The sequence below is a fragment of the Virgibacillus phasianinus genome, assembly GCF_002216775.1.
GTDB classification, from domain to species: domain Bacteria; phylum Bacillota; class Bacilli; order Bacillales; family Amphibacillaceae; genus Virgibacillus_F; species Virgibacillus_F phasianinus.
Map to the genome: position 1 here is coordinate 1,357,682 of NZ_CP022315.1, position 13,695 is coordinate 1,371,376.

The 13,695-nt window shown below is 40.4% G+C and carries 13 protein-coding genes; 11 read left to right on the forward strand and 2 right to left on the reverse strand.

The genetic code is table 11. From position 1 onward, the window contains the following. Positions 1-120: 120 nt before the first annotated feature. Positions 121-1,182, reverse strand: a complete 1,062-nt coding sequence (locus tag CFK37_RS07000; RefSeq protein WP_089061183.1) for an NAD(P)/FAD-dependent oxidoreductase — start codon at positions 1,180-1,182, stop codon at positions 121-123. Positions 1,183-1,356: 174 nt separating this feature from the next. On the opposite strand from CFK37_RS07000, the gene CFK37_RS07005 reads away from it, so the two are divergent. The 4 genes from CFK37_RS07005 to CFK37_RS07020 all read left to right on the forward strand — a co-directional run bounded on the left by CFK37_RS07005 (position 1,357) and on the right by CFK37_RS07020 (position 5,038). Next, positions 1,357-1,836: a PaaI family thioesterase gene (locus tag CFK37_RS07005; protein ID WP_089061184.1), complete on the forward strand. Its 480-nt coding sequence runs from the start codon at positions 1,357-1,359 to the stop codon at positions 1,834-1,836. A 136-nt stretch (positions 1,837-1,972) separates the two neighbouring features. Next, a complete protein-coding gene (gene desA / locus CFK37_RS07010) occupies positions 1,973-3,025 on the forward strand; it encodes a Delta(5) desaturase DesA (RefSeq protein WP_089061185.1) in 1,053 nt (350 codons plus the stop codon). A gap of 262 nt (positions 3,026-3,287) precedes the next feature. Next, positions 3,288-4,412 carry a sensor histidine kinase gene (locus CFK37_RS07015; protein WP_089061186.1) on the forward strand — a complete coding sequence of 375 codons (1,125 nt, stop codon included), beginning with the start codon at positions 3,288-3,290 and terminating at the stop codon, positions 4,410-4,412. Positions 4,413-4,423: 11 nt separating this feature from the next. Further along, positions 4,424-5,038, forward strand: coding sequence for a response regulator transcription factor (locus CFK37_RS07020; RefSeq protein WP_089061187.1), 615 nt, complete (start codon positions 4,424-4,426; stop codon positions 5,036-5,038). Positions 5,039-6,042: 1,004 nt separating this feature from the next. Here CFK37_RS07020 and CFK37_RS07025 read toward each other — a convergent pair. Then, positions 6,043-7,050, reverse strand: coding sequence for an LLM class flavin-dependent oxidoreductase (locus CFK37_RS07025; RefSeq protein WP_425445365.1), 1,008 nt, complete (start codon positions 7,048-7,050; stop codon positions 6,043-6,045). A gap of 194 nt (positions 7,051-7,244) precedes the next feature. On the opposite strand from CFK37_RS07025, the gene CFK37_RS07030 reads away from it, so the two are divergent. The 7 genes from CFK37_RS07030 (at position 7,245) to CFK37_RS07060 (ending at position 13,647) form a co-directional block, all read left to right on the forward strand. Then, a complete protein-coding gene (locus tag CFK37_RS07030; RefSeq protein ID WP_089061189.1) occupies positions 7,245-7,643 on the forward strand; it encodes a c-type cytochrome in 399 nt (132 codons plus the stop codon). 373 nt (positions 7,644-8,016) lie between these two features. Beyond that, positions 8,017-8,676, forward strand: a complete 660-nt coding sequence (wrbA, locus tag CFK37_RS07035) for an NAD(P)H:quinone oxidoreductase (RefSeq protein WP_089061190.1) — start codon at positions 8,017-8,019, stop codon at positions 8,674-8,676. 234 nt (positions 8,677-8,910) lie between these two features. Next, positions 8,911-9,765 carry a DUF4097 family beta strand repeat-containing protein gene (locus CFK37_RS07040; protein ID WP_089061191.1) on the forward strand — a complete coding sequence of 285 codons (855 nt, stop codon included), beginning with the start codon at positions 8,911-8,913 and terminating at the stop codon, positions 9,763-9,765. A gap of 135 nt (positions 9,766-9,900) precedes the next feature. Continuing rightward, positions 9,901-11,301, forward strand: a complete 1,401-nt coding sequence (locus tag CFK37_RS07045; RefSeq protein WP_089061192.1) for a hypothetical protein — start codon at positions 9,901-9,903, stop codon at positions 11,299-11,301. 93 nt (positions 11,302-11,394) lie between these two features. Further along, the gene (gene rlmN / locus CFK37_RS07050; protein ID WP_089061193.1) at positions 11,395-12,465 is read left to right on the forward strand and encodes a dual-specificity RNA methyltransferase RlmN; all 1,071 of its coding nucleotides are present in this window, start codon (positions 11,395-11,397) and stop codon (positions 12,463-12,465) included. Between the two features lie 186 nt (positions 12,466-12,651). Further along, a complete protein-coding gene (locus CFK37_RS07055; RefSeq protein WP_089061194.1) occupies positions 12,652-12,969 on the forward strand; it encodes a hypothetical protein in 318 nt (105 codons plus the stop codon). Positions 12,970-13,239: 270 nt separating this feature from the next. Then, positions 13,240-13,647, forward strand: a complete 408-nt coding sequence (locus tag CFK37_RS07060; protein WP_172840466.1) for a GlcG/HbpS family heme-binding protein — start codon at positions 13,240-13,242, stop codon at positions 13,645-13,647. Positions 13,648-13,695: the final 48 nt, after the last annotated feature.

Here is a 13,695-nt window from a genome sequence, read left to right on the forward strand (position 1 = left end):
TTATAGACAAAAACAGCCAAGAAAAATATCCGAACTAATTCAGATTCCAATTGAAGAAAATTTGAATCTATAGTTCGGATTTCTCTTTGAATAAGAACCTTTGTCTCGGTCTCATTAGACTTAATGTCGTTTATTCAGCCATAGCACACCGGTTTTTGCCAAACGTGGTAATAACCCGGTGGCTGGCTTCTGGAACATATTTCCGAACCCGTCTGACTTCCCTAATGAACCGAGTGTACCTTTTAGTTTTATTTCCTTTGGCTGCTTTGGTTCCTCGTTTTGCAAAACCGCAGAAAGGATATCAGCAATTTGTTCTCCCTGCTGCCTAGCCAATTGTGCACTTGGGGAATGTTCAGATGAGGCACAATCACCGACAACATATACATTTGTATTAGTAGGAACCTGGAAAAAGTTATTCAACACGATTTTTTCCTGTGAATCTTTTTCAAAAGGCAATTCTCTTACCAAATAATTCGGTTGAACGCCTGCTGTCCAGATTGTTACATCGTTGACGTAGCATATTCCGTTATTGCAGACACCGTCTTTTTCAACGTATTCCACATTGGCATTATGCACTACTTCCACATCGTTTTTTCGAAACCAATCTTCAACATATTCTTGAATTTTGGAGTCAAAGGGTCTTAGGACTGTTTCCCCGCGGTCAAGCAGACGGATATTTAAATCAGATCTGCTTTCACGAATTTCGGAAGCTACTTCAATGCCGCTAAGTCCTGCGCCTACAATTGAAACTTTACCAAATGCCTTCAGGTCCCCGACTGCCAAACCGGCATGTCTTGCTTTTGAAAAGGTTTGAACACTTTCAGTAAATTCACTTGCGCCTGGGACATCGTGATAATTATCTTCACACCCCAGAGCAATAACTAAATAATCATAGGGAACAGTGTCACTCTTGTCCTGAAACAAAATCTGTTGATTATCCGTATCGATTTTCTTTATTTCACAGAACTCGTAATATACTTGATTATGTTCAGGAAATTCGATGCGCACATCCTTATCCGAAACAGTTCCAGCAGCAATTGTGTAAAATTCAGTTTTCAGAGAGTGGTATGGATTTCGATCGATTACTGTAATATGAACATCTTTTGGCAGACTGTTATCAAGCAAGTTTGATAAAAGACGAATTCCACCATATCCACCGCCTAAAATAACTAATCGTTTCATAAAAAAACCTCATCTCTATTGAATAAAATGCATCTACCTTAAGATTACCAAAAATAACAATGGAAAACTAGGAAATCTATAAATGAAGTGATTTCAATGATTAAAAAACCATGTATAATTAAAATAGACGACTAAGTCAGAAAATATTAACTTTAAAAGAGGAGTGAGGCAATTATGTCAGAAATAATTAAAAACGCTGTACAGGATGAATATCCAGCAGACTTTGCCTGGTGCTATGGTTGCGGAAGAATGAATGAAAGTGGCCATCATTTTAGGACAGGCTGGCAAGGTGAGCAAACTACAACTACATATCTTCCGGAACCAGAACATACAGCAATACCAGGTTTTGTCTATGGTGGTTTGATCGCCTCGATGATTGACTGTCATGGAACTGGGTCAGCATCCCTTGCTTTACACCGGGAGAATGGGCATGAGCCCGGCGACGGTGTTGAGCCACCACGCTTTGTGACAGGATCGCTGCATGTTGATTTCATGAAACCGACACCACATAGTGTTCCATTAGAAGCAGTTGGAACACTTGAGAAAATCCACCCAAAAAAATGGAAGGTCCATACAGAAGTTTATGCGGATGGCAAGGTCTGTGCAAAAGGTGAGGTTGTTGCGGTCGTAATGCCCGATACATTTGCAAAGTAATACTAACTCTAAGTAGCATACATGACATCTGTCATGTATGCTACTTGACGTTTATGACTTATTTACTATAACGTCCCCATATATGATTAAGATTGAATAAATAAACAAATTCTAATCCTTATCATAGGAGGATGTTATGAGTAAACAGAAGCAAGCACAATTAAGAAAAAACGTCGCACCATTTGCAACTTCAGATACGAAGGCAAGCATCAAACAATTAATTAATACATTATTCCCGTTCTTCCTGCTTTGGTTCCTTGCATACCAAAGTTTATCCATTTCTATGTGGTTAACACTTGGACTAGCGGTCATTGCTTCAGGGTTTGTTATTCGAATCTTCATCATTTTTCATGATTGTACACATATGTCATTTTTTCAAAATAAACGGGCCAATAGAATAGTGGGGAACATAACTGGGATTATTACCTTGTTCGCCTACGAAAAGTGGAAACGCGATCACTCTATTCATCATGCGACAAGCAGTAATCTTGATAAACGCGGTACCGGTGATGTATGGGTAATGACGGTAGATGAATATGTTGCTGCATCGTTTTGGGGCAGACTGTCCTATCGTTTATACCGGAATCCATTGGTTATGTTTGGCCTTGGCCCAATCTACCTTTATTTAATATCGAACCGATTTAACCGAAAAGGCGCGAAACGAAAAGAGCGCTTCAACACGTATTTAATAAATATATCTATCGTTCTACTCTATTCTTTCATGATATGGGTAGTTGGCTGGCAGGCGTTTCTGATTATCCAGCTTCCAATATTATTTATAGCAGGTTCACTAGGTATCTGGTTGTTTTACGTGCAACATCAGTTCGAGGATTCGTATTTTGAGAATGAAGATGAATGGGACTATGTAAAGGCTGCTGTTGACGGAAGTTCGTATTATAAACTGCCAAAAGTAATGGAATGGATAACTGGAAGCATTGGGTATCACCATGTGCACCACTTAAGTCCAAGGGTCCCCAACTACAAGCTGGAACAGGCGCATGAATCTACACCACCACTACAGCAGGCAACAACAATAACATTGGCATCGAGCTTGCAATCACTTCGTTTTCGATTGTATGATGAAGCAAGCCGGTCGTTTAAAAGTTTTAAGGATGTTAAAGAACTTTTGAAAAAACCAGATGCACATGTAAAAATAAACACAAGAAGATCAAGTTTTCAGGAGAAATAAGTGAACCTATTTGCGGGGCCCTTCAGCTAGTAATGAAGGGCCTTATTGGTATACTAATAAGAAAAGCGGAAGCGCCTGTTAAGTGGCGTACAAATAGATAGGACTGTGAAAGTACGTTGAACTATACGTACATTCATCAGGACTAACTATTTGCTAGGCACTGGGCGCTGAAGCTGGACAAGAAAAGCGGAAGCGCCCGTTAAGTTAGCTTAACAGAGCCAAATTTTATTTTTACTAACCATTAGGAAAAGGAGGGCTGGTTTTGCGAAATTGGTATCACATTATTCCAAGGAATACAGGGCTTAGTTCCTATGCATGGATTATATTCTGTATCCTCCCTTTCTATTTTATATTTCACTCATCAACAACAATAGAAATCATTATTGGTATTACGATGATTATTCTGTTTTTTGCCACATACCGATTATCCTTTCTATCAGAAGGCTGGTCTGTTTATTTATCTGTGGGTATTGAAATGACGATAAGCATTGTGATGACATTGTTTTTTGGCTATGTTTATTTTTCGTTATTTCTTGCATTTTATATCGGGAATTTGCAAAACAAAGTCGGTTTTATTACGTTATATGTTGTTCATTTAGTAACCACCCTTGCTGCGGTGAGTATCGGTTTTATTTCCCAAAGTGAAGCATTTTTAATGCAGATTCCATTCATTATTATAAGTGTGATTGGTGTTATCTTGTTGCCATTTACTTTGTATAATCGCAACAAACAGGAAAAGCTGGAAAGCCAATTAAAAGAGGCGAACAAGCGGATTTCTCAATTGGTTGTAATGGAGGAAAGGCATCGGATTGCCCGTGATTTACATGATACACTTGGACAAAAGCTGTCACTTATTGGATTAAAAAGTGATTTGGCCAGAAAATTAGTTAGTATCAAGCCTGACGCTGCTAAGAATGAAATAAATGATATTCATCAAACAGCAAGAACCGCGTTAAAAGAAGTCCGCGAGATGGTTTCTGAGATGAAGGGTACAAAATTAAAGGACGAGCTCATCCGGGTTCAGCAAATACTGGATGCAGCACAAATAGAATGCAAAATTGATGGTGATCTAGCGCTGAAAAACGTTCCTTTGCTAATTGAAAATGTTTTGAGCATGAGTATGAAAGAGGCTGTAACTAATGTCGTGAAACATAGCGGTGCAACCTTTTGTAAGATCATTATTAAACAGATACCAACTGAACTTACCATTACTGTAATGGATAATGGTATTGGAATTCCGGATGAAATCGATTCATACAAAAGGAATGGGCTACAGGGTATGAGGGAACGACTGGAATTCGTAAATGGTCATTTGGAGCTTGTTTCTGGAGAAGGAACCACACTTACAATCCACGTCCCGCACGTGATTAAACAAGAAACGAAATAGGAGGGGATGTCGTGATAAGTATTGTAATTGCTGAGGATCAGCGGATGCTGCTTGGCGCTCTTGGGTCTTTACTTGACTTGGAAGACGATATGAAGGTAGTAGGGATGGCAAATAATGGGGAGGAAGCATTGGCTCTTGTGAAACAATTTCAACCCGACATTTGTATGATGGATATTGAAATGCCATTGAAAACCGGACTGGATGCTGCTGAAGAATTGAGGGATGATCCTTGCAAAGTAATTGTTCTCACAACATTTGCGCGTACAGGCTATTTTGAGCGCGCCCGTAAAGCCGAAGTTAATGGGTATCTGCTCAAGGATAGCCCCAGCGAGGATTTAGCGAACTCAATTCGCGTTATCATGGACGGCCGAAAAGTTTATGCGCCAGAATTGGTCGATATGGCATATAGTACTGGAAGTCCATTAACAGAACGAGAAGAACAAGTTATTCATTTAATCGCAAGTGGGAAGACAACGAAAGAAATCGCTAGCCAATTATTTATCACCACAGGGACTGTTCGTAATTATGTTTCCGTCATACTGGATAAGCTCGATGTGACGAATCGAATCGAAGCCATTTCGCGGTTTAAAGAGAAAGGATGGTTTAAAGGGAAAGGTTCGGGATAAGGAACCTGCCAAAGTGGAGATGTTGAACGAGAAGCAGGCCAGGACGGAGAGAATTTAATTAAAAAAGATGAGGCTGGGACATAACTAAAATATTTGAGTCAAAGACGAACAATCACAGGGTAGCCAGTTTAAAACGTTAATTTTTAAATAGTCGGATCTAATTCGCAGTTGATATAAATAGCGACATATGCGCTGGGTTGTTTTCCGCAGCGGACCGTTGCTTTCCGCGGGCGCGGCTAAGCCTCCTTGCCCCGGCAAGGGGTATGCCGACGTTGCCCGCAAAGGGCGGTTTTAGTCGGCCCTCATCATTTCCACTCTGCGGGGTCTTAAGACTCGTGCTGTTCCCGCAGGAGTCAACGGTCCGGAGCGTAAGACACCATCGTAACAGTGGATGGACCAGATAATACCGTTGCTAAGTACCATTAGCGAAGGAAAAACACGGAGACTCCTCGAAAAAGAAAAGCACTTTTTCTTCGTGCGATGTTTATTCGGAGAAGCATTCCTTGTCCTGTGGGAGCAGAAGCATCGATGAGACCCCGAAGAGCGTAAGAAGAGCACTGAAAAAGTGGTAGATTTTATAAATTTAGCCTCTCACCTTTATCTAGCATCTTGAATATACGGAGACTCCTGCGGGAAGTGAGAGATCGACGAGACCCCGCAGGACGGCAGTCCGAGGAGGCTTGTCACTCGCCCGCGGAAAGCGCAGTATATTCAAGATGCGATCATAGATCCACATGTTTGTGTACTATCTATACCTTTTTCAGTGTCCTCGAGCATAAGCTCGAGGAGGCTCATTAGCTGCCCACAGAAAGCGCAGTGTTTTTCCGCAGCGACCGCCGGGGTGATAATTTTTAGTTACGTTGCAGTTTATGGACAATTCGCAATAAGGTTTACAAAAACAGCCAAGAAAAATATCCGAACTAATCCAAATTCTAATTAAGGAATTTGGAATCATAGTTCGGATTTCCCGATGACTGAATCACTTTTGTCCCAGCCCCATGCTTCTAGTCCATCATTTCCGCTACGATTTCATAGGAGCGCAGTCTGGCTTTTTGGTCGAAGATTTGTGCGTTTACAATGACTTCGTCTGCCTTCGTCTTTTCAATAAAGTTTTCCAATTGCCGCTTGACCGTATCGGGCCCACCGATAATAGTAGCGTCTGATTCAAGTGATTTATCAACTGCGGCAAGTTCTGCAGCTGACCATACTTCGTCAGCATTATCAATTGGCGGTTTTAATTTGCTTGGTCTACCACTTCTAATACTTAGTAATTGTTGTTGTTGGGAAGTAGCTAACCATTGCGCTTCCTCATCCGTGTCAGCAGCTATAATATTTACCCCAAGCATAGCATAAGGCTCTTGAAGCACACGTGACGGTTTAAAGTTATCCCGGTATAAATTAAGTGCTGGAATAGTATAGTCAGGTGCGAAGTGACTAGCAAAGGAAAATGGCAGTCCTTTGTGTGCGGATAACTGGGCGCTGAACCCGCTTGAACCAAGCAGCCAGATCGGAATTTCTAGACCCTCGCCGGGGACAGCATGAACTCTGCTTTCATCTCCGCCTTCAAAGTATCCCTGCAGCTCCTCTACCTGTGCTGGGAAGTCGTCTACCCGCATGTTCAATGTACGACGAAGTGCATAAGAAGTTGCCTGATCACTGCCTGGCGCACGTCCAAGCCCAAGATCAATTCGTTCAGGATATAATGTTTCAAGCGTACCAAACTGCTCGGCAATCACTAAAGTCGCGTGGTTGGGCAGCATAATTCCGCCAGACCCTACACGAATGCTTTTTGTTGCACCGGCGATATGCCCAATAATAACGGATGTTGCAGAACTGGCAATCCCAGGCATGTTATGATGTTCCGCGAGCCAAAACCTGTTAAATCCCCACTTCTCAACATGTTGTGCTAATTCAACGCTATTTTTAAATGACTGTTCAGCGGTGCTGCCCTCAGTGATTGGGGCTAAGTCCAGTACAGACAGTGGTATTTGATTGAATTGTTTCGAGGTCACATGAATCACTCCTTAAATACATAACTTGTATTAAGAAATGATACGTCGTATGAAGATAATCGTCCACTTATCTGCTCTTGGAGAAAAAGTATGAATATTTATTTACCAAAAACAAATAATAGGTTTAAATATTGCTTTTTAGAGGTAATAAATTAGTAAATTATGGTTAAAATTTAAATGCGGAGGTGGAAAAAATGTTGAAAAACAAAAAGTTTCTGGTTGCTTTATTATTTCTCGCGATTATAATGGTAGTTTCTGCTTGTGGTGGCGGCGATGATGGTGGCAACGATGAGGGCACTGATACAGGACAATCTGAGGACAATGGTGGCGGAGATACTACTGCTTCATCAGGAGATGCGAAAGCTGGTGCTGAAGTATACCAAAGCAACTGCATGTCCTGCCATGGAAAAGAAGGCGCTGGTGGCAGTGCCCCAAGCTTGCAAGGAAATGATGTTGCAAGTGATCACGATGCAGTAGTTAAGCAGGTTAAAAACGGTGGTGGCGGCATGCCAGCATTTGAAGGAACGCTCTCTAAACAGGAAATTGCGGACGTTTCAGCTTACATTTCAGAAAAGGTTGCTGGAATGAAGTAAATATTTAACTAATAAATCCAAGAAGTTGGCATCTCATGTGATGCCAACTTCTTGGATTTTATTTTTTAAGCTTTTTAAAGACTTCGGAGGATGTATCGGCTGTTTTGCCCCAAACCCGCCCTCTCCTGAGCTGATTTTACTATGTTGTTGGCAATTGTCCACTGTTTTGTGCACCGAGTCATTCGCCTCATTTGACATATGTTTCACAAAGTCTTCTGAGCTGTTTCTCTCGTTTTCTCTCGTTTTCTTTCATTAGTTTAACTTACTTGACATTATTATATTATTTTATTATACTTACTTACGTAAAGTAACCTATTGACACTTTTTCAGTAATATTAATTGCCTAAATGGTTACAAATAAGGGAGTGTATAAATGGGTATTCTTGATTCATTATTTAGGAAAAAAAAGGAGACGAATCATATGTCAAACGTAAAGTTAGCAGTAATTTATTATAGTTCAACAGGCACCAATTATCAGCTTGCACAATGGGCAGAAGAAAGCGCAAAAGAAGCAGGCGCCGAAATCAAAGTATTAAAAGTTCCGGAGCTTGCTCCAGAAGCAGCTATAGCATCAAACCCTGCATGGCAGGCACATGTTGACGCAACACAGGATGTACCTGAAGCAACATCAGATGACCTTGAATGGGCGGATGCAATTATTTTCAGTATCCCAACACGGTTTGGTAACCTTCCATCTCAAGCGAAACAGTTTCTTGATTTGCAAGGTGGACTTTGGGCAAATGGTAAGACGGTTAACAAGGTTGTTAGTGGAATGACTTCTGCCCAAAACCCACATGGTGGACAAGAAGCAACATTACTATCCTTATACACATCCATGTTCCACTGGGGCGCAATTGTAGCTGCCCCTGGTTATTCTGATCCAGTATTATTTGGTGCTGGAGGAAATCCATATGGAACAAGCGTAACAGTTGGCCAGGATGGTAAGATGGTAGAAGATGTTGAAGGTGCAGTAAAACACCAGGCAAAACGTACAATTGAAGTAGCTGCGATGGTGAAAAACGGAAGCAAATAATTTGCAAGAGGCACAAAGAGGGCGTGTTACATGGGATTTGACCATGTCGACACGTCTTTTTTTAAAAGATGATCAGATATTTTGAATCGCCAGCTATGCTCAGCTGTTAAACGGGTGCATGCACCTTATTTATTCCCCGGGTAATAAATAAATACTACTTAAGGCCATAGAAACTCAGTCTCTAGACAGAGCCCATACGGGGCTGAGTAGTGTTAAAATAAGGGTAATAATTCTATGACAGGAGTGGTGATTGAAATGGCGTTATTTGGTTTGAATAAAAATGCAGTTCAGATTGACCAAAAAGAATTGGTGCGTGGAGAGCTAATCGAATCATTAAACATTTCAACTTCCTCGGCGGACATTGAACTTTTATCTGGAAATAATAATGAAATAGGTATTTTATTACAAGGGGAAATGAGTGAGAAACTGGCTGAGGACTATGAGTTTAAGATTAACCAAAAGATGAACAGACTGGACATCAGTTTTAAAACCAATAACCGTTCATCAGGATTTCAATTTGGAAGTAGCTATAGTGATGTTAAACTGCAAATTACATTACCCGAGAAGGTGTATAATGATGTCCAGGTTCAAACATCATCTGGCGATATTACGATCAATAATGTGTACGCAGGAACACTGAGTAGCAGATCTTCGTCCGGAGATCAAACCATTTCGGGATTAAAAATAAGAGAACGTCTCTTCGTGAAATCCTCCAGTGGGGATATTGAGGCAAAAGACAGTTATGCAGGTGGCGCCAAATTTCATGCTAGCAGCGGCAGCATAAAACTCAAGGAGATTGTATGTAACGAGACAACGCTGGAAACGTCTTCAGGGGATGCTGTTTATCAAAACGAGACAATTAGTGGTAGTTTAACCTGTAAAGCCTCAAGCGGAGATGTTACCGTTCATGTTGATCAGTTACCTGAATCAATAGGGATGGAATGCAGGGCCAATTCTGGAGGCATCAAGGTCAATATTGACGGGTTGGAGGTTAAAGAGAAAACGGACCACCTGCTCATCGCTTCTAAGGGAACTGAAGGAAGTAAGGTCCATTGTCGGACAAGTTCGGGTGATATAAAGGTATACTAACGGGAAGAAATTGAAAACCGGGATCAAATTGGTCCTGGTTTTTTTGTGTTTTTACATTCGAACCATGTAAAATTACCTATAATCTAGTATAATTTTACTAGATACCTAGATCTTATCAGTGAAGGGGATGGGTGCATGGATCATGTTGCCGGCAATAGATTACGCAAACAATCCGCTGAACAAAAGAGAAAACAAATTGAAAAAAGTAAATTAAGATTCAAAAAAAGGTTAAGTGAAAAAAGCCCCGTAGTACGTGAAGATATAGGTAAAGAGGCGGATATTACACAAGAAAAAAGATTAAGGAAACGGGCTCAAAAAGAGTTGGAAAGCGTTCGGAAAAAATTTGAAGATACTAAACGCACCATTCACGAACAAAATAAACGAATTCGGGACCTGCAAAGGAAAATCGTTCAATTAGGTGATGAACGTATTATATCGCAACAAAAACTTTCGAAGGCTAAAGAATTGGAAATGGAATTGGAAGAACAAGCAAACCGTCTGGAAATGGAACGAAAGCGTCGCATGGAGGCTGAACAACTAGTAGAACGAGTGACTACCCAACATTCTTTAAAACAAAAGAATGGAAGAAGGGTAGATCTTGCTAATCAGGTGAAACAATTAAAAAAATCCAACCATTTATTACGAAAGCAGTTAGAAAATCATGACTTGTTGACACAGGACAAATATGGAAATCTGGAACAGGAATTGGATGACTTACGAATAGAGGTCAGCACATATCGAAATCGTGATCGAGAAATGGAAAATGAACCTGGTTTAATAATGAAATACATGAGTCATTACTTCTCTACTAATAATTTACCTGATCTGATAAAGCTGCTGCAAAGCCATATTACTACAGAAAACCTTCATCACTATTATCATAATGGGCAGAATGTATTTTATCCTTTAATGAAGCGCGTAAGTCTGCTTCATTTTCAAAACAAGAAACGAAATAAGCAATATAAAATGAGAAATAATGCTCGGGATCATCTAGGCTATATAACGTATAAAAATAAGAAGTGGACATTTGTAGATATGACCGATGTAAATCACCCAAGAAATTGCGATGTATTGAAAAATATAAGTGGAAAAACTTTAATCATTGATAGACCAGCCAAAGCAACTCTGCAAAATTGTGGTGCCACTATTACAAAGCTTTATGCAATGGAGGCACCAAAGGATACCCAGCAAAATAAGAAAAAACCAAATTCTGAAGGATCAAACAAAGATTATAGTTGGTTCGGCAACTTTAAAGTCTTGATAATCGGTTCCCGATTCTTAAATGAATACAAAAGACGGCTGGAAAGTCACGGATGCCATGTTGAACTTCATAACCCGTATGAAGAAAGCTATAAAATACTCAAAGGCAAGCTTGGCAGAGCTGAAGTAATTCTTGTTTGTGAGCGCCATATTCCACACAGCCTATGGAGCTATATTGATAAGAAACGGCCATTTGTAACTGTGTTAAAGCATGATAGCAGGGATCTGATTTCAACCTTTACTTATTTGACGCTACAGAGATGTGGGCTGATTTAGCAAGAAATGAAATATAAACCATTTGCTTCATACCCATATTTTCAGTAGTATAGGAAGGTGAAGGAATTCGTGCGTGGAAAGAGGGTACAAATGATGAGTAAAACATCCATTTATGGACTTACATTTGATCAATTGACAGAATGGCTGGAGGATCACGGACAAAAGAAGTTTCGGGCGCAGCAGGTATGGAATTGGTTGTATAAAAAACGGGTAACTGAGTTTTCACAAATGAACAATGTGAACAAGGATTGTATTGCATTGCTTGATGAGCATTTTGTTTTATACACATTAGAAGAAGCAGTTAAACAGGAATCAAAAGATGGTACAATCAAATTTCTTTTTAAATTGAAAGATGGGAATTTAATTGAGACAGTCTTGATGCGTTTTAATTATGGCTTATCCGTATGTGTAACAACACAGGTGGGCTGTAATATCGGCTGCACGTTTTGTGCAAGCGGGTTACTTAAGAAGAGCCGTGACCTTTCTGCCGGAGAAATTGTTGAGCAAATCATGAACGTACAGAAACATCTCGATGAGCAAGGGAATGATGAACGCGTAAGCCATATTGTTGTCATGGGGATCGGTGAGCCATTTGACAACTTTACGAATATGATTGACTTCGTTCGTGTGGTAAATGATGATAAGGGGCTTTGTATCGGGGCAAGGCATATTACTATATCAACCAGTGGTCTTGCACATAAAATTTATGAATTCGCAGATACTGGCATTCAAGTAAACTTAGCCATATCGTTACATGCACCTAATGATGAGCTTAGAACGCGAATTATGAAAATAAATAAGGCGTTCCCAATAGATAAACTGATGAAAGCGGTCGATTACTATTTAGAAAAAACTAATCGGCGCATTACGTATGAATATATCATGCTGAAGGATGTAAACGATCATAAGGAAGAAGCGGTGCAGCTTGCAAAATTATTGCGTGATAAACGTCATTTAACATATGTAAACCTGATTCCTTATAATCCGGTGGATGAACATAACCAATACGAACGCAGTGAATCTGAGTCCATTCAGACATTTTTTGAAACGTTGAAACAATATGGCATTAACTGCGGTGTACGTTGGGAAAACGGTGCAGACATTGATGCTGCATGTGGCCAGCTGCGGAGTAAACAAATTAAAAAGAAAAAAGAAATCGTATAAACAAAGAAAACGTATCTGACATACTCAGATGCGTTTTTCTTTGTTTATAGAATTTGTGCCAAAACCAACAATCTGTTAGAAAAGACCTTGTAAAACTTTGGTTAACTATACATAAATTACGAGTTCTTGTTAACGATACATACAGAGTGCTTAGAAGCTCAAAAAACGGATGGAGGTTTTTACATTATGGCACAACAAAATGCACAGCAACAGATTCAACAGGCTGCTCAGCAAGCGCAGCAGGCCCAGCAAGCAGTACAGCAGGCACAGGCTAGCGCTGATCCGCAACAATTGCAGCAGGCGCAGCAACAACTTCAGCAAGCGGAGCAAACATTGCAAAACTGCCAAAACCAGGCTGGGGCTAATGCACAACAAGATCCACAATTTCAACAAGCGCAGCAACAAGTGCAGCAGGCTCGTCAGCAAGCTGACCAAGCCCAACAAAATCAAGCAACACAACAAGCACAACAAACACAGCAATCACAACAAAACAAAATGCAATAAAAAGATGCAGAATAAAAGGGGAGCCGTTGATTCGGCTCCTTTTTAGTTATATTTTGTTTCTGGCCTAGTTTGCTTAGGTATAATTATTTAAGTCCTAAGTTTCAATAACGATATTCTGATTTAGTTCGTAGGTTGCCTAATCAGCCAACCTCTCCCTCGGGCGGGGAACTCTTTCCTAAGTTTGCCTAATAAAATACAATTATGTTTTTAATATGATAAAGTGGGAATTGTTTAATATACGTAGCTTTTTAAATGAAAGGATGGATTATTTTGAGTGAAATGACGTTGGACCTTGCAAAAAAGTTAATTGATGGCGCTGAGAAGGAAGCGAAGAAAATCGATGTACCAATGGTTGTTTCCATTATGGATGAGGGAGGTAACTTAATTGCAGTTCATCGTATGGACGATGCGTGGCTTGCGAGCATTGATATAGCACAAAATAAGGCATGGACATCTGTTGCCCTTAAGATGCCGACAAGTGACTTAGCTGAAGCGACAGTGCCTAATGCGGAGCTATATGGATTGAACACGACGAACCAAGGAAAAATTGTTGTATTTGGCGGTGGGATTCCACTGGTAAAGGATGGTAAAGTAGTCGGTGCTGTAGGTGTAAGTGGCGGTGCTGTTGCTCAGGACACACAAGTTGCAGAAGCCGCAGTACATGTATTTGAAGGCTAAGCTAAACGAGTGAACTAGGGGTGGTGCAGAAAAGCACCACCCCTGCCT